This is a genomic window from Vibrio sp. 970, assembly GCF_033339075.1.
This window is the reverse complement of record NZ_JAWOTW010000017.1, coordinates 60550-76660: the sequence shown is the minus strand read 5'-3', so window position 1 is coordinate 76660 and position 16111 is coordinate 60550. Positions and strand designations below refer to the sequence as shown.

The window sequence follows — 16111 nt, the reverse complement described above, 5'->3', positions numbered from 1 at the left end:
TTTGTGATTCGAGTATGTACTTGTCACACTTTGGGTTCCGAGTTCAGCCTTTTTCGTTAACCCCAAATACAGAAATGTTCTTGGGGTTAGTCCCTCACTATGAGGCGATCCAAACCATCCTAGCTGCCGTGCAAATGGGAGAAGGGGTGATTAAGGTGACGGGAGAAGTCGGCACTGGAAAAACCATGGTATGCCGTAAGCTGATCGAGCAGATTGAATCTGAAGTTGAGCTTATTTACTTACCCAATCCAGTGTTGAATGGGGAGCAGTTGCAGTTTGCTGTCGCCAGAGAGTTGGGTATCGAGAACGATGATCCGCTGCGTATCGTTTCCCTCATTCAAGAGCACTTGATTCAAGTACATGCCTTGGGAAAGAAAACCGTCTTGATCGTTGATGAAGCGCAAGCTCTTTCCCCACAAGCTTTAGAAACATTGCGTCTATTTGGCAATCTAGAAACGGAACAAGATAAGCTCATTCAATTGGTGTTATTCGGACAACCTGAGTTGGATGAAAGATTAGCTAACCATGAGCTAAGGCAATTTCGTCAACGCATTACGTTTAGTTGCCAGTTACGTCCTCTCTCTATCGATGAAGGCGTGGCTTACATCAATAATCGTTTAGATAAAGCAGGCAATGGGGCGCACATTTTTTCTATTGAACAGAAAAAAGCGATTTGGCGTTCATCCATGGGGATTCCGCGCTTGATAAACCAAATTAGCCACAAGTCGTTGCTTGCTGCATTTAATGATCGTTGCACACTATTAAAAAATCATCACGTTTACGCCGCTATGCACGATACGTTTGATGCCCGTAAACCTAAGTTTAAAACACCCGTATTTTGGGGATGGAGTCAACCTTGAGTGCCATCAATAAAGCATTATCAGAACTTGCTGAAAAAACATCGCCGTCAGAGCTTACTCGTGCGGAGATTCCAAGTGTCTCACGCAGTAAACCTTGGCTTTGGCTTGTCGCCGGTTTTTCGTTAAGCCTTGCGGTTGGTAGCTGGGCGGTCTCTCGCGGTCCTGTCCCTTCAGGCGAGCTATCACAGTTTCAAACCGACGCTATGCCACTGTCGTCTGTGAATGTCTCACCAATTGTTTCATCGGAGCGCACTCACTCGCCAACGAGTAAAATGACGCCCGATACAACTCATGTGGTTTACACCAAACCAGCCACGCAGCCAGTAGCGCAACAGCCTCACATGCAAGAGACTGATAGGTTCACGCCAAGATCTGAGATAAATACCGCCTCTGAAGAGGCAGTTTTACTCGCGCAGTTAGCAACGATGCCGAGCGAGGAACAATACGATCCCGTAACCCACACGACATCAGAAAACAGCTCAATGCGTATTGAGCAGGTTGAGCTTACACATCGTCAGCTTTCTCTTAAGGCAGTTAGTCGAGCGGAAAAAGCACTCGATGCTAACGATATGCAAACGGCGTTATCGGCTTATGCCGAGGCGTTGCGTTATGAGCCAATGAATGCAGACACGCGTCAAAAGCTATCAGCGTTGTACTTTGGTAAAGGTGACACGCGTAAAGCATATGAGATTATTCAAGAAGGTATCAACCTAGATACGAACAACCAAGTACTTCGCTTGGCCTTGTCTAAGTTGTTAGTGAAAGCTAATCAACCTGAAGCGGCGCTGAGCCCGCTTGTTCATTTGCCTCCAGTACCAAGTCGAGATTACTTGGCGATGCGTGCGGCATTGGCACAAAAACACAAGCAAAATGACATTGCGCTTGAGAGCTATCAACTCCTAACTCAGCGTGAGCCGGAAAACGCGCGCTGGTGGTTAGGTTTGGCTATTCAACAAGAGCGCGCCCTGGCTTTTACTGCCGCGATCAACTCTTACAACCAAGCTCTGGGTAAAGTTGGCATTTCGAATCAATCGCAAGCATTTATCCGTGACCGTTTGAGCATCTTGAAAGAGTTGGAGAGCGCACAATGAAAATTCAGTTGAGAAAACGCTTGGGCGATCTTCTGGTTGAGGAAGGTATCGTCTCTGAAGAACAAATCCAGCAAGCACTAAACGCACAACGCAGTACCGGGCAGAAGTTAGGGGATGCGTTAATTGACCTTGGCTTTATTACTGAAAAGCAAATGTTGGACTTCTTGTCTCAGCAGCTTGGTTTGCCACTGATCGATCTTGGTCGTGCGCCTGTGGATGCCGAAGCCGTGCAGATTCTACCTGAGGTACACGCACGTCGCTTACGTGCGATGGTCGTTGCTCGAAATGGGGACACACTGCGCGTTGCTATGAGTGACCCTGCGGACTTGTTCATCCAAGAATCATTGATGAACTTGTTGGGCCAATACAACCTTGAGTTCATTGTTGCTTCAGAGCGTCAGCTTATTTCAAGCTTTGACCGTTATTACCGCCGTACTAAAGAGATAGCCTCCTTTGCTGAACAGCTGCATGAAGAGCATAAAGATGTACAAAGCTTTGATTACGGTATTGATGAAGCCGATAGTGAAGAGGTTACCGTTGTAAAGCTGGTTAATTCCATGTTTGAAGATGCGGTACAGGTTGGAGCTTCGGATATTCATATTGAGCCAGACGATCAAGTATTGCGTTTGCGCCAGCGTATTGATGGCGTATTGCATGAAACGCTCTTAAATGAAGTGAATATTGCATCGGCTTTGGTTCTTCGACTGAAGTTGATGGCACACCTAGATATTTCTGAAAAGCGCTTGCCGCAAGATGGCCGATTCAATATCAAAGTTCGTGGCCAATCAATTGATATTCGTATGTCGACGTTACCAACGCAGTACGGAGAATCTGTAGTAATGCGTCTGCTTAACCAGTCCGCTGGTTTGCGTCCGTTAGAAGAGTCGGGCTTGCCGCCAGACTTGCTTGCTCGCTTACGTCGACAGTTGGCGCGTCCGCATGGCATGATTTTGGTTACCGGGCCGACAGGTTCCGGTAAAACCACCACGCTTTACGGTGCATTGAGTGAGCTCAACGAACCTGGGAAAAAGATCATTACAGCAGAGGACCCGGTTGAATATCGTCTGCCTCGCATCACTCAGGTACAGGTTAACAGTAAGATCGATCTAACTTTCTCGCGTGTTCTTAGAACCTTTTTACGTCAAGACCCAGACATCATTCTTGTTGGTGAGATGCGTGATCAAGAGACAGTAGAAATTGGTCTGCGAGCTGCACTAACGGGTCACTTAGTATTGAGTACTCTCCACACCAACGATGCTGTCGACAGTGCGTTACGTATGATCGACATGGGTGCGCCGGGTTACTTGGTTGCTAGTGCAGTCAGAGCCGTGGTGGCGCAGCGTCTTGTGCGCCGAGTTTGCCCAGATTGTAAAACAGAAGACCACTTAGATGAGTCTCGCCAGCAGTGGTTAGCTGGGCGTTTCCCAAATCAAGTTAGCACCATTTTTTATAAAGGCGCAGGTTGCCAAAACTGTAACTTGACTGGTTATCGAGGCCGAATCGGTGTGTTTGAAATGCTCGAACTTGAGCAAGAGATGATGGATAAATTGCGCGCCAATGATGCGGTTGGCTTTGCGCAAGCCGCGCGCCGCTCAGAAAACTATAAGCCACTGCTTGCTTCTGCAATGGAACTGACGCTACAAGGCACCGTCAGTTTGGATGAAGTGATGACCCTAGGTGAGGGTGATGCTTCTGGTAAGACTGATCCCATTTTCATATAGGTAAGTGAATGCCAACTTTTCGTTATCAAGGCCGCACGCTAGACGGCTCATCCACTAACGGCAAAATCGAAGCAGTGAACTCAGAAGCTGCGTCGGAAGCATTGATGAATAAAGGGGTCATCCCGCTCAATGTACGGTTAGAGAAAGAGTCGGCAAAAAGCCAAGTGAGCTTGTCTAAGCTGTTTGTGCCTGCTATTCCGTTGGAAGTAATTATTCTTTTCTCTCGCCAGTTGTTTAGTTTGACTAAAGCTGGCGTACCTTTGCTGCGCTCTATGCGTGGCTTGTTGCAAAATTGCGAAAACAAACAGCTCAAAGAGGCGCTAGAAGATGTCGTTTCTGAACTGAGTAATGGCCGAGGTTTGTCTTCTGCGATGCAGCAACACAGCAAAGTATTCAGCCCACTGTTCGTTTCTATGATCAACGTCGGTGAGAATACGGGTCGGCTTGACCAAGCGCTATTGCAACTGGCGAATTACTACGAACAGGAACTTGAGACTCGCAAACGCATTAAAGCGGCGATGCGTTATCCGACGTTTGTCATTATCTTTATCACCATCGCCATGTTTGTATTGAATATCTTGGTGATCCCTGAGTTTGCATCGATGTTCACGCGCTTTGGGGTTGAGCTACCATTGCCGACGCGTATTTTGATCGCGACTTCTAATTTCTTTGTAAATTATTGGGTGTTGCTGGTTGTGGCAATGATTGGCGCGTTTACTGTATTCAGAGCGTGGGTGGCGACGGCTGATGGTCGGGAGAAGTTCGATAAGTTTCGGCTTCGGCTGCCAATTGTAGGCGATATCGTTAATCGTGCGCAGCTTTCTCGTTTTGCCAGAACCTTCTCGTTGATGCTGAAATCAGGGGTGCCACTTAACCAGTCTTTGGCTTTGGCCGGGGAAGCCTTAGGGAACCGTTTTTTAGAAAACCGAATTCTTGAGATGAAGTCCGCAATTGAAGCGGGTAGCACCATTTCAGTGACGGCCATCAACAGTAAAATATTTACCCCATTGGTGATTCAGATGATTGCAGTAGGTGAAGAAACTGGTCGTATTGATGAGTTGCTGCTGGAGGTGTCGGACTTTTACGATCGAGAAGTCGATTACGATCTAAAAACGCTAACCGCAAGAATAGAACCATTACTTTTGGTGATTGTCGCAGGCATGGTCATGGTGCTGGCATTGGGTATCTTCTTACCAATGTGGGGAATGCTCGACATCATCAAAGGCGGCTAATAGGTGGTTGAAAATCAAAGCCGAGCAACGCTTATTGTGTTTGGGGTTATTGCTACGATTATGGCGGTGGGTTTGGCGGTCAAATTACGTCCTATCACTGAGCAAGCACAAGTAACTGGAGCGAAGTTGGCGAGAGTTTGGATGCAAGACAGTGTTCAGCGTTATCGTCAAGCTTGGCTAGTACAAGGCGAGCCAGAACATATGCTGATGGATGGTTTTAACCTTACTATGACTGAGGGCGGGTTAGTGTCTCCCTTTACTCAGCAAGGTGTATTAGATTGTGGTTATTGGCTAGCGGTGCATTACCCCCAACGTAAAATAATGACCAACAAGTTAATAGATATCAGTGGAGCCATCAAAACTGATCGTTATGTCTGTCAATACACTTATGAAAATGGTCAGTCGATTGTAGTTATTTCAACAGCTAATCAACTGAAAATAGACGTCGAAATGTCGGCGGAGTGAATTTTTTGACACCTAATCACTATAATTGGTATTGAAAGTCGGTATAATGCAATCATTACCATAAGTAAGAAGCTGTAATAGAGGGTAAACAATAATGTGTTTTTCTCATTGCAGCATGAACTGAATAATGGCGAATCGTCATTCTGCTCAAGCGGTAGATACAGTATCCACTTCACGGTCAGTTTTAGTGAACGTTGCTGCCCCAAACCGTTTTGACAATATCCAAAATGGTCGCGTGACCTAAACGAAACTTTGCAGTTGTACTGCATGCTTACATAGAGAGAGTAAACAATGAAAAGACAAGGTGGTTTCACCCTTATCGAATTAGTAGTGGTAATTGTAATCCTAGGTATTCTAGCGGTCACTGCAGCACCACGTTTCCTTAACCTGCAAGATGATGCCCGTAATGCAACTCTAGAAGGTCTTTCTGGTGCAATCAAAGGTGCTGCGGGTATTGTATATGGTAAGGCTGCAATTGAAGGGGTAGAGGCTCAAGCGAAATCTGCAATTTCAGTTGGTAGTAATAGCATCAGCCTTGTATATGGTTATCCGTCAGCAACTAGTGCATCGATTAACCCGCTTGTTGATGGGCTGCAAGATGGTGGTGACTTTATTGCAATCAGCGGTGACGGTGATGATGCTTATTTTGGTATCAGTGGATACACCAAAAGCTGTGTTCATTACCAAAAGGCAGCAGAAGATGATGTGCCAGCAATTAAAGTAGTAGATAATGACGACAGTAACGTGTGTGATCCTACTAAGTAAGTCAATTTTGCTTTCAAAGGCCAGCTAGTCTGGCCTTTATCTCCTTATTTTGATGAATCTCGGAATAGCTCATATGCGTAAATCATCGGGTCTTAGTGCAATAGAGTTTGTGGTTGTACTGATTATCTTAGGTGTAGTCGGTTATGTGGTATTACCAAGATTTATCAGCTTCGAGCCAGAAACTTACGAAGCGAAGTGGGAGCAAACCAAGCAGACCGCTGAGCACGTTTCTGAAACGCTGAGCAATAAAGAAACTTACGATCGAATTGAAGAAGAGATTGGTCGTTCAAAAGGGCAAAATAACTAGACATTGGTTATTTGTTCGTCTGTTCACACTTCGAATCGAAAAATTATAAACCTATCATTAATCTCATAATTTCATCGTATACTTATCTCGCTTGTTCTAAGCCTAAGGTTGGGTTATGAAAATTCGCAGCTCTGCATTAGGGTTCACGTTAATGGAGTTAATCCTCGTGATTGTTCTCCTCTCTATCCTTTCACTTTTTGCAGCCAGCCGTTTTATGGACTCTGGCAGTTTCTCTGCATATGCATTACAAGAACGTGTGATTTCTGTGATTCGCCAAGTGCAGGTTAACCGCATGCAATCGAACATTGATGAAGCAAATTTAGGTGATGATTTTCGTTTGCAAGTTTCTAGCTCATGCATTGGTTCAGTTGCTGCCTGCACACTAACAGGCAGTGCACAAGATGCTCGTAGTGACGTAGTTATTGATAAATCCGCAAAGTTTTCACTGACCAATGCCGTAACTAATCCAATCGAGTTTAATTTGTTGGGTAATCCTATAAATTCTGCGAGTGGTGGGGTTTCAATCCTGATTGAAGATAAACATGGTCGAAGCCGCTGCCAAGTTGAAATTAATTCTCAAGGTTATGTTTCTAAAGGTACATGCTCATGAAGAAATCTAGTGGCATGACTTTAATAGAAATGATCATCGCGATTGTTTTGATGGGCATTGCGATGGTGGCGTTTACTTCTTTTCTTGTCCCTCAGATTCGAGATTCCGCCATCCCTCATTATCAAACCCGCGCCTCTGCTTTAGCACAAAGCTTTATGTCACAAATTCTTGCGCGTGGTTTTGATGAAAATAGTGATTTGGCTGGTGGCGAGACCCGATGTGGTGAGGGGTTAGTGGGTAGTGAGCAAGAAACATGTACCGTAAGCGGTAGTTTAGGTGCAGAAGAGGGGGCGATTGCAAGCTTTGATGACGTTGATGATTATATTGGCTGTTGGTATACCCAAAGTACGCATACTAGTTGTAATTCGACGCCACAGTACGAACTGAGTAATGTTCTTGGAACGTCGATTGAAAGTGATTACACCAACTTCAGAGTTGAAGTGGATGTCGTGTATGTTAACGAGAGTGGTTCAGTGTCAAACGACATTGAAGACTATAAACGAGTCACATTGACCATTCACGCAGGGCGAACGCAATCATTGAAACTTACTGCCATTAAAGGTAACTACTAATGAAAAATTGTGGTTTCACTTTAATAGAAATGGTCATCACTATTGTGATTGGTAGTTTTATCATGCTCGGAATTGCTGGTTATTTGCAGTTAGGAGCAAAGGGCTATGCTGATACTATTGATAGGCAGAGACTACAAACTCAGGCGCAATTCGTTATTGAGAAAATATCTCGAGAGATTCGTCATGCGGTGCCGAATAGTTTTTTTATCGATGAGAAAGAGAAAAACTGCCTGATTTTTATGCCTATAGAGCACTCTGGTTTTTATGCGATTTCTGGTAATGATATACAGTTTGTGGTGGGTTTTTTTGGTAATAATGCTCCCGAATTTGATAGTGGCTTGAAAATGGTGATTAACCCAACACGGTTAAGTGATTTAACCTCATCCACTCATAGTGTTGATGTCGGAGCCCTTTCTCCAGATTCGAATAAATCATACAAGATCATTAACGGCGCTAGTTCAGTAACTAGTCGCTCCGTTTCTAATCGACACTATCTCTATGATCCATCTAAGTCAGTGAAATATTGCTTTGTAGGCACACAGATACAGCGTAACGGCGAAATAATTGCCGACAACCTTGTGTATGCTAATGATCAATCTCAGAGTTATTTCAAATATGACGATACATCGCTTCATCGAGGCGGGCTTGTGCATCTTAGGTTCGTGTTTGAACAGTCCGGTGAAAGTAGTGTGTATCAACAAGATGTGCAGGTGCTGAATGTTCCATAATAAGCAAAAAGGCAATGTGTTAATTGTGACGCTCTTTGTCATTATCGTGATGGGGTATTTGGCGGCATCACTAATGAAAGTGACTTGGTCTAACCAAAGCGGAGTAACACGGGAATTTTTGGGGACTAAAGCATGGTTTACCGCTCAGTCGAGTAATGACTGGCTGTTAACGCAGTTTTTCCCTGTTAATCGATCGGCGGCCGTAGTGAGTGTGTGTAACGGTATTAAAGATGGCTCGCGAGCACCGGACAGCGGTTTATTCGACAAGGGATGCCAAATTACTCAGTTGGATTGCCAAAATACTGGGGTATTAACCGATAATGGTAAGAGTGTTGGCCTTTATGTAATCAAAAGCGTGGCCATTTGTGGCTCAGGTTTATCACAAGTTCAACGACAGCAAGAAGTTTGGGTGAGGGAGTAAATGTAAAAATGAATAACAAAAAATCGACACTTGTGGCTCTTGCCCTAGCTACTTTTTTTTCTAGTGGTGTCACCGCGTTGGAAAGTTATCTTCCAGCAAACGTTTGTCAGCTTTTTCCTGAACCGATTCAAGGTTGGAAGGGGTCAACCAGCAGGTTAAATATCACCAACGATACAGCTCATGCGACAGGGTGGTCTAGTGAATATCTAGCTGATAACGCCAATATATATAATTATCAACAAAATTGGCAAGGAGGCGCTAACTGGGATAACCTTCGTGTTGGTTTTGACGAAGGAGGCAATAGTTGGCAGCTATATAAAAAACCTGCCGCATCAAGTTGTAATGGCTATGGTTGTTTCCCAGCAGATGGTGTTTCAGGTGATGGAGTTGAAGTCGGTAAGGATGGTTTGGTTGAAAGCCGTAAAGCCGAAACGCCAACAAATATTACTCCGAATTTTGGTAGCCTTTCGTTAGATATCAATCCTGACAAGACGGATTCTTGGTTTTTTAAAAAATATAAAATAGAAGAGTTCTGTGAGGATAATCCAAGTATCTGTCGTTACGAATCTCGTTGGTTTCGCCCTAAAGAAGCAGAGGTTACAGTTCTTAGCAGCTTGAAGAGTTTGACGATCAATAACTATGGTGCCTCGTTTGATAAATTAACGGTTGTCATTGCAGATGGTGTCCAAGTTGAATCAGTTAATATCTCTAGAGGTGATAATGTTATCTTTCAGACACTGAATAACTCAACGGTTACTTTTGGCAATTGGAAGGAAGCTACTGGAGCGACGGTATATTTCTTTGGAAATAACTCCAGAATAAATATTGTGAATTCATTCAATATGGCAAATAAAATGAAAGTTGCCAATACGAACAGTGTCACGTTATATGCTCCAACAGGTGATATTAATTTTTCTACTGCTAACGATAATTTTTATGGTTTTGTTCTGGGTAAAACGGTGAGTTTTGAAAATCCGATCACAGTACATGGTGCAGTGACATCTCAAAATTTAACAATGAAGCACAACGTTGTAATACAAAAGCCAGATTATTCATGTGCCCCCCCACCACCTGTACAGCAATGTTCATTATTGCCAGAAGAAAACTTCAATTCAGGTTCATTGTCAAACTGGTCGGTGATGGGCTTTGGTACCAGTGACGAGCCCCATATCTCTGATGGACGTTTCATCTTAAACTCAAATAAACCAGAGCAGGCAACAGCCTCTGCATATAACTATATTTTTCCGTCAGATCAGAACTATTTAGAGATTGAGTTTGATCACAATGCATATGGTGGGAATGGTGCTGACGGTGTTGCGCTGGTGATTTCTGATGCGAGTGTCCCTCCTCAAACCGGGGCATTTGGTGGTCCGCTTGGTTACGGGATGAAGCTTCTAAAGAATCACTACCCTGAAGTCTCCAAAGATGTAGAAGGCTTTGCTGGTGGTTGGCTAGGTATTGGTATTGATGAGTTTGGTAACTACATTCGTGAAGGAAGCGAGAAAATCGTTTCAAATAGTGTTGCTGATAATGTTGGGGTGCGTGGACAGGGCGTCCAAGATGCGAATGGTAAGTGGTTGAAAGGTTATCCGTATATCACTGGCAAAAAATACAGCAGCTCGTTGGATAATCGAAAAGGTAAAGAGAAACTGCATCGTTATAAAGTAGTTTTAAATTCGCGTAACACCGATACGATAACGCTGGCTGTATTTCGAAAAGTCGGAAAAAATGGCGGATGGGATCCTGTTATCGAAGAGTTTAACGTTTTGGAAAAAGGTGGTTTTAACTATATTCCAGATAACTTCCGTCTGTCGGTAACGGCATCCACAGGTATGCTTACCAATACGCATGATATTGATAACTTCCGAGTCTGTGCGGACAAGTACTCGCGATTAACAGATGGTATTCATCATTTCGAGTTTGACTACTCAGGCTCAGGCAGTACGTGTCAGGCTTCTGATGTGACACTTAGAGCTTGTATGAATGAAAGTTGTTCTGAGCAATATCCTAGAGATGCATACGATGATGGCAGCTTAACGCCTCTCTCTGTCACTTTACTTCCATCTACTGGCAATAATGTTGCCAACTGGGTTGGTGGTACAAATGTACAGTTTGAGAATGAAACTCAGCTTGAGCTGCAAGGTTCAAGAGCTGGCGATATTACTTTGGGTATCGATCAAAGTTCCGTACCACAGTTTGGCTTTGAAGGGGCACGATGTCGAATTAATGGCGGGCCACTATCTGCTAACAACTGTAATGTAACCTTCGCTTCAAATGTGCTTGCGGTGAATGTTAATGATGTAGTTGCTAGTCGCGAAACTACGGGGGAGGACTACCTATCGTTTTGTTCAACTCGAACTGAAGACGGAGGTGAATCTCGCGGTGTTAATATGTCGATTGATTATGAAGTGGCACCGATCGATAGCTCTCAACCTGTCGTGATTTCTTACAAGAAAAAAGTGAAAGATCAGGCTGTGGAATGGAGTTCAAATGTCGAGCTAACCAGAGCTAATAAATACCTGCCTAATGTTTATTTTGATGATGAAGGCAAGGCATTCTTTAAGTTGAGATACTCTGAAGCTGGAAAGGTCAAACTTAAAGCCAGTGTTGAAGGGGTTGATGACTCGGATGGATTCGGCAGCTTCGTTAGTTTTCCTTCAAAACTGAAAGTTACTGCAAAGAGTGGTGATAAGAGCGGAGAGTGCACCAACAGTGAAAATGGCTGTTCTTCGGGGTTTGTTGCTGCTGGTGAAGTTTTTGAGTTAACCATCTCGGCATTGCAAGATGATGATACGGTTGCTGAGAACTATCAAGAGAAGACTATTACGGTTAGTAATAAAGTGAAGTACCCGTCTAATGGTTCATTAGCCAAACTTCTAAATGAGAAGCTACCAGAATCAAGTAAATGGTCTCGTGGCAGTGTGACGTTTGATCAATCGGTTTCAGAAGTCGGTGTTTTCGAGCTTATTGCTGAGGCACCAGTTGCTAAAGATGAAAATGGCGATGATATTGGCACATCTCTATATCTTGGTAGTAATGCATTTAAAATAGCCGATGGTAAGTCAACCATTGGGCGCTTCTATCCGGATTACTTTAAAGTCACCGGGACAGAGTGGACCTACCCTGATAATCAGAATCAATCTGTATATATGGGACAGAATTTTGAATCGGTTAAGTTTGAAGTCACAGCATATAACGCTAACGGTTACACAACTCAAAATTATGGTGGTTTTGCCAATTCTTTAAAAGCAGATTTGTATTTGGCTGGTGGTTACTCAGATAGACTTAGCATTTTGGATTCCGATTTGACTAGTGATAACTGGTCGGGAGCTGTGTGGAGCAAAACTTGGGATAACTCAGTTTATTGGCGTAAAGATTTATCTTTGCCGAGTCCCGATGGTCCATTTAATTCAAAACTACCGGCAGACAAGGATAGTTCCATCGAAACGTCTATTTCGCTTTCACTTAATAATAATGGAACTAAAGTATCTGGCTATGTTGATCCTACGATGTTCTTAAAAGAAGGGCAAAATAGCACTGAAGATAGAATGGTTTCGCAACAGCTACTATCGCAACCTGATGTCAGGTTTGGTCGCATAGCTCTGGATGATGTGGGAGTGAATCAGGGTAAATCTGTTAATATCCCCCTTAGAGTGGAGTATTGGAGAGATACCCGATTCGTTTTAAACAGTAAGGATAACGGGACAACAGTGTCCCCAACTCTAAAAAGCCAGGAGCCAGTTTGGCCTGATGATGGCTCCGACTGCGACATTTTACTTGAAGGCGTCAGAACGACGGTTAACGATGGTGCCATGCGTGAACTTATTGCTAAGCAAGAGCGCGCAGACTGTGGACGTCAACAAGCTGAAGTTTGGCTTAATCTCGATCCTAGTGGTAACAACCTCCCTTGGCTCAAATACGACTGGGACAATGATGGCTCCGAAGAAAACCCATCCTCCGTCGTCACCTTTGGTATTCATCGAGGTAACGATCGCGTGATTTACCGTGGTGAGCCAGGGTTAACCGGACAGTAACAACTTAGGTTTTTGCCCTTAAGTTAGGAAACTGCAAGAAATTGAGGCTTTCTGCTCATGTTTGTGTACCAATACCTTGCTGTGACAGCGAGGCATTGGTACATTTAGAGCAATTTTTGTCTTCTATATTTTTGCAGGATGAGCGAAGAGTATGTTTAAGAAACTTCGTGGCATGTTTTCTAACGATCTATCTATCGATTTAGGTACAGCCAACACTCTAATTTACGTAAAAGGGCAAGGAATTGTCCTTGATGAACCTTCTGTAGTTGCTATTCGTCAAGATCGTGTAGGTTCTGCAAAAAGCGTTGCTGCAGTCGGTCACGCAGCAAAACAGATGCTTGGTCGTACACCTGGCAACATTTCCGCTATCCGCCCAATGAAAGACGGCGTAATCGCTGACTTCTACGTAACCGAAAAAATGCTTCAGCACTTTATCAAGCAAGTGCACGATAACAGCATCCTAAAGCCAAGCCCACGTGTTCTTGTTTGTGTTCCTTGTGGTTCTACCCAAGTTGAGCGTCGCGCAATTCGTGAATCAGCACTTGGTGCTGGTGCGCGTGAAGTTTACCTAATCGACGAGCCAATGGCGGCGGCAATTGGTGCTGGTTTACGCGTATCTGAGCCGACAGGTTCAATGGTGGTCGATATCGGTGGTGGTACAACTGAAGTTGCCGTTATCTCTCTAAACGGTGTGGTTTACTCATCGTCTGTACGTATCGGTGGTGACCGCTTTGATGAAGCTGTGATCAACTACGTACGTCGTAACTACGGCAGCTTGATTGGTGAAGCAACGGCTGAAAAGATCAAACACGAAATCGGTTCTGCTTACCCTGGCGATGAAGTTCAAGAGATTGAAGTTCGCGGTCGTAACCTTGCAGAGGGTGTGCCACGCAGCTTTAGCTTGAACTCAAACGAGATCCTAGAAGCGCTTCAAGAGCCGCTATCTGGCATCGTCTCAGCAGTCATGGTTGCACTAGAGCAGTGTCCACCAGAGCTTGCTTCAGACATTTCTGAAAACGGTATGGTACTAACCGGTGGTGGTGCACTACTTAAAGACCTAGACCGTCTACTAATGGAAGAAACTGGTATTCCTGTTGTTATCGCGGAAGATCCACTAACGTGTGTTGCGCGTGGTGGCGGTAAAGCTCTAGAAATGATCGACATGCACGGTGGCGATCTGTTCTCTGAAGAATAAAGGTTTAGGTGAAGCTCATGTCGGGCTTCACCTTCATTTCTGCTCTCTCTGTAATTCAAACATGCTCCATACCTAAAAGTATTTAGTTAAGTATTTTTAGGTTGCCAAGTAAGGCTCAATAATCATGGAAGCAATCAGGTCAAAAACAAGATGAAACCGATTTTCGGCAGAGGTCCGTCTCTGCAATTACGTCTGTTTTTTGCTGTCATCGTGTCGGCGAGCTTAATGCTGGCCGATAGTCGTCTAGATACGTTTTCCAACGTTCGATACCTACTAAACAGTATGGTTGCACCGATTCAGTACGCAGCGAATTTGCCTCGTAGTATGTTCGATGGCGTATTTGAACGTTTTAATTCTCATCAGGCATTAGTTGAAGGCAATCGCAGCTTAAAGCGAGAAGTGTTACGCCTGAAAAGCGAGCTTATCTTGCTCGACCAATATAAAGAAGAAAACCAACGCCTACGTAAGTTGTTAGGATCTTCATTTGTCCGTGATGAAAAGAAAGTCGTGACAGAAGTAATGGCGGTGGATACTTCACCTTATCGTCATCAAGTGGTGATCGATAAAGGCCGTATTGATGGTGTTTACGTTGGTCAGCCTGTTATCAATGAGAAAGGCATCGTTGGTCAGGTCACGTTTGTCGCAGCGCACAACGCACGTGTTCTGCTGCTAACGGACGCGAAAAATGCAATTCCTGTCCAGGTGATCCGCAATGATATCCGAGTGATCGCATCGGGCAATGGTGAAATGGATGAAATCCAACTAGAACACATTCCAACCAGCACAGATATTCAGGTTGGTGATTTATTGGTGACATCCGGTTTAGGTGGCATTTACCCTGAGGGATACCCAGTCGCGACGGTTACCAATGTGGATCACGATACGCGTCAAGAGTTCGCTTCAATCAAGGCTGAGCCGGTTGTGGAGTTTGATCGCTTACGCTACCTACTGCTGATTTGGCCGAATGAAGACCGTCAACACAAAGTACTGCGGTCCAATGTAGATGAAGGGTTAGAGCAAGAACAAGAGGTAACCGATGGCCAATAATGTATTGAGTAGCCGAATGGTGATTGGCGTCAGTTTCTTCGTTGCACTGGTACTGCAAACCATTCCATGGCCAGGTGTGTTAGATGTGTTACGCCCTTCATGGTTGTTCCTTGTTACGTGTTATTGGGTGTTGGCACTACCGCACCGAGTGAACGTCGGAACTGCGCTAGTGCTAGGCTTATTGTGGGATATCTTGATCGGCTCAACGCTTGGAATTCGTGGCATGATGATGTCGATCGTTATCTACCTCGTTGCGCTGAATTTCCTGTTGATTCGTAACATGGCATTGTGGCAACAGTCGATTTTAATTGCCTTTTTTACTGCGTTATTGGAAGTTTTGATATTCTGTGGGGAATATTTGAACCAAGACGTAGTATTTAATCCATTATCTCTGTGGACGGCGGCAATAAACTGTATACTTTGGCCATGGATGTTTTTATTAATGCGACGAGTTCGTCGTGCATGGCACGTAAGGTAAAGCGGTGAAGAAAAGCTTATCTCTCGTTCTCGCATCGGGTTCTCCGAGAAGAAAAGAGCTGCTTGCTCAACTGGGTTATGATTTTGAGATCGTATTGCCTGATGTTGAGGAAGCCAAACAGGCTCATGAGCAAGCACGAGATTACGTGTTGCGTCTTTCTTTGGAAAAAGCTCAGGCAGGCTTAGCGTTGGCTAAGCCTGATTCCGTTGTATTGGGCTCTGATACGGTCGTAGTATGCGATGACCGTGTGCTAGAAAAACCAAAAAGTTTTGAAGATTCAAAGCGTATGCTTACTGACTTATCGGGTCGTCGCCATCAAGTGATGACTGCGGTGAGCGTTGTATCATCGGAACAACAACATTCAGTGGTCGTTACCACTGACGTGTGGTTCAAACCACTGACTCACGAAGAAATCGAACAATATTGGCAGTCAGGAGAGCCATGCGATAAAGCTGGAAGTTATGGTATTCAGGGACTCGGAGGGCGATTTGTCACCCGAATCGAAGGCAGTTATCACGCTGTAGTAGGCTTACCTTTGTTCGAAACCGATCAGCTAATTCAAGAATTTTTATAATTGTTTTGAGG

16 protein-coding genes are annotated in these 16111 nt (G+C 44.4%); all 16 read left to right on the top strand.

The features are described from left to right. Positions 1–14 precede the first annotated feature (14 nt). The 16 genes from R7Q11_RS20680 to R7Q11_RS20605 all read left to right on the top strand — a co-directional run bounded on the left by R7Q11_RS20680 (position 15) and on the right by R7Q11_RS20605 (position 16100). Entirely contained in the window at positions 15–860 is an 846-nt protein-coding gene (locus tag R7Q11_RS20680) for an ExeA family protein (RefSeq protein WP_005381192.1), read from the top strand. Then, positions 857–1951: a tetratricopeptide repeat protein gene (locus R7Q11_RS20675; RefSeq protein ID WP_025767599.1), complete on the top strand. Its 1095-nt coding sequence runs from the start codon at positions 857–859 to the stop codon at positions 1949–1951. The genes R7Q11_RS20680 and R7Q11_RS20675 overlap by 4 nt, the downstream gene beginning before the upstream one ends. Further along, on the top strand, positions 1948–3672 hold the full coding sequence (locus R7Q11_RS20670) for a GspE/PulE family protein (protein ID WP_225466682.1): 1725 nt from the start codon (positions 1948–1950) through the stop codon (positions 3670–3672). Before R7Q11_RS20675 ends, R7Q11_RS20670 begins: the two co-directional genes overlap by 4 nt. Before the next feature lie 8 nt (positions 3673–3680). Beyond that, a complete protein-coding gene (locus R7Q11_RS20665; protein WP_025767600.1) occupies positions 3681–4904 on the top strand; it encodes a type II secretion system F family protein in 1224 nt (407 codons plus the stop codon). 3 nt (positions 4905–4907) lie between these two features. Next, complete coding sequence (locus R7Q11_RS20660; RefSeq protein ID WP_182016886.1) at positions 4908–5369, top strand: MSHA biogenesis protein MshF; 462 nt, start codon at positions 4908–4910, stop codon at positions 5367–5369. 291 nt (positions 5370–5660) lie between these two features. Beyond that, positions 5661–6134: a prepilin-type N-terminal cleavage/methylation domain-containing protein gene (locus tag R7Q11_RS20655; protein ID WP_025631920.1), complete on the top strand. Its 474-nt coding sequence runs from the start codon at positions 5661–5663 to the stop codon at positions 6132–6134. Between the two features lie 73 nt (positions 6135–6207). Then, positions 6208–6441: a hypothetical protein gene (locus R7Q11_RS20650; RefSeq protein WP_005481019.1), complete on the top strand. Its 234-nt coding sequence runs from the start codon at positions 6208–6210 to the stop codon at positions 6439–6441. Positions 6442–6556: 115 nt separating this feature from the next. Next, positions 6557–7051, top strand: coding sequence for a type II secretion system protein (locus tag R7Q11_RS20645; protein ID WP_042523498.1), 495 nt, complete (start codon positions 6557–6559; stop codon positions 7049–7051). Continuing rightward, entirely contained in the window at positions 7048–7623 is a 576-nt protein-coding gene (locus R7Q11_RS20640) for a type II secretion system protein (RefSeq protein WP_042523496.1), read from the top strand. The genes R7Q11_RS20645 and R7Q11_RS20640 overlap by 4 nt, the downstream gene beginning before the upstream one ends. Continuing rightward, on the top strand, positions 7623–8351 hold the full coding sequence (locus R7Q11_RS20635) for a PilW family protein (protein WP_172563482.1): 729 nt from the start codon (positions 7623–7625) through the stop codon (positions 8349–8351). Before R7Q11_RS20640 ends, R7Q11_RS20635 begins: the two co-directional genes overlap by 1 nt. Then, positions 8341–8772, top strand: a complete 432-nt coding sequence (locus R7Q11_RS20630) for an MSHA biogenesis protein MshP (RefSeq protein WP_074191846.1) — start codon at positions 8341–8343, stop codon at positions 8770–8772. Before R7Q11_RS20635 ends, R7Q11_RS20630 begins: the two co-directional genes overlap by 11 nt. An 8-nt stretch (positions 8773–8780) precedes the next feature. Further along, positions 8781–12806 carry a DUF6701 domain-containing protein gene (locus tag R7Q11_RS20625; RefSeq protein ID WP_213916139.1) on the top strand — a complete coding sequence of 1342 codons (4026 nt, stop codon included), beginning with the start codon at positions 8781–8783 and terminating at the stop codon, positions 12804–12806. A 151-nt stretch (positions 12807–12957) separates the two neighbouring features. Then, positions 12958–14001: a rod shape-determining protein gene (locus tag R7Q11_RS20620; RefSeq protein WP_005381144.1), complete on the top strand. Its 1044-nt coding sequence runs from the start codon at positions 12958–12960 to the stop codon at positions 13999–14001. 150 nt (positions 14002–14151) lie between these two features. Beyond that, a complete protein-coding gene (gene mreC, locus R7Q11_RS20615) occupies positions 14152–15048 on the top strand; it encodes a rod shape-determining protein MreC (protein WP_005381142.1) in 897 nt (298 codons plus the stop codon). Next, the gene (gene mreD, locus R7Q11_RS20610; RefSeq protein ID WP_005381141.1) at positions 15038–15526 is read left to right on the top strand and encodes a rod shape-determining protein MreD; all 489 of its coding nucleotides are present in this window, start codon (positions 15038–15040) and stop codon (positions 15524–15526) included. Before mreC ends, mreD begins: the two co-directional genes overlap by 11 nt. 4 nt (positions 15527–15530) lie before the next feature. Next, positions 15531–16100, top strand: coding sequence for a Maf family protein (locus tag R7Q11_RS20605; RefSeq protein ID WP_017821310.1), 570 nt, complete (start codon positions 15531–15533; stop codon positions 16098–16100). Positions 16101–16111: the final 11 nt, after the last annotated feature.

Bases quoted from the DNA above. Each gene is read 5' to 3' on its own strand.
- R7Q11_RS20665 (WP_025767600.1), top strand. From the start codon at position 3,681: ATGCCAACTTTTCGTTATCAAGGCCGCACGCTAGACGGCTCATCCACT.
- R7Q11_RS20630 (WP_074191846.1), top strand. From the start codon at position 8,341: ATGTTCCATAATAAGCAAAAAGGCAATGTGTTAATTGTGACGCTCTTT.
- R7Q11_RS20670 (WP_225466682.1), top strand. From the start codon at position 1,948: ATGAAAATTCAGTTGAGAAAACGCTTGGGCGATCTTCTGGTTGAGGAA.
- R7Q11_RS20650 (WP_005481019.1), top strand. From the start codon at position 6,208: ATGCGTAAATCATCGGGTCTTAGTGCAATAGAGTTTGTGGTTGTACTG.
- R7Q11_RS20640 (WP_042523496.1), top strand. From the start codon at position 7,048: ATGAAGAAATCTAGTGGCATGACTTTAATAGAAATGATCATCGCGATT.
- R7Q11_RS20680 (WP_005381192.1), top strand. From the start codon at position 15: ATGTACTTGTCACACTTTGGGTTCCGAGTTCAGCCTTTTTCGTTAACC.
- mreC (WP_005381142.1), top strand. From the start codon at position 14,152: ATGAAACCGATTTTCGGCAGAGGTCCGTCTCTGCAATTACGTCTGTTT.
- R7Q11_RS20655 (WP_025631920.1), top strand. From the start codon at position 5,661: ATGAAAAGACAAGGTGGTTTCACCCTTATCGAATTAGTAGTGGTAATT.
- R7Q11_RS20620 (WP_005381144.1), top strand. From the start codon at position 12,958: ATGTTTAAGAAACTTCGTGGCATGTTTTCTAACGATCTATCTATCGAT.
- R7Q11_RS20645 (WP_042523498.1), top strand. From the start codon at position 6,557: ATGAAAATTCGCAGCTCTGCATTAGGGTTCACGTTAATGGAGTTAATC.
- R7Q11_RS20635 (WP_172563482.1), top strand. From the start codon at position 7,623: ATGAAAAATTGTGGTTTCACTTTAATAGAAATGGTCATCACTATTGTG.
- R7Q11_RS20625 (WP_213916139.1), top strand. From the start codon at position 8,781: ATGAATAACAAAAAATCGACACTTGTGGCTCTTGCCCTAGCTACTTTT.
- mreD (WP_005381141.1), top strand. From the start codon at position 15,038: ATGGCCAATAATGTATTGAGTAGCCGAATGGTGATTGGCGTCAGTTTC.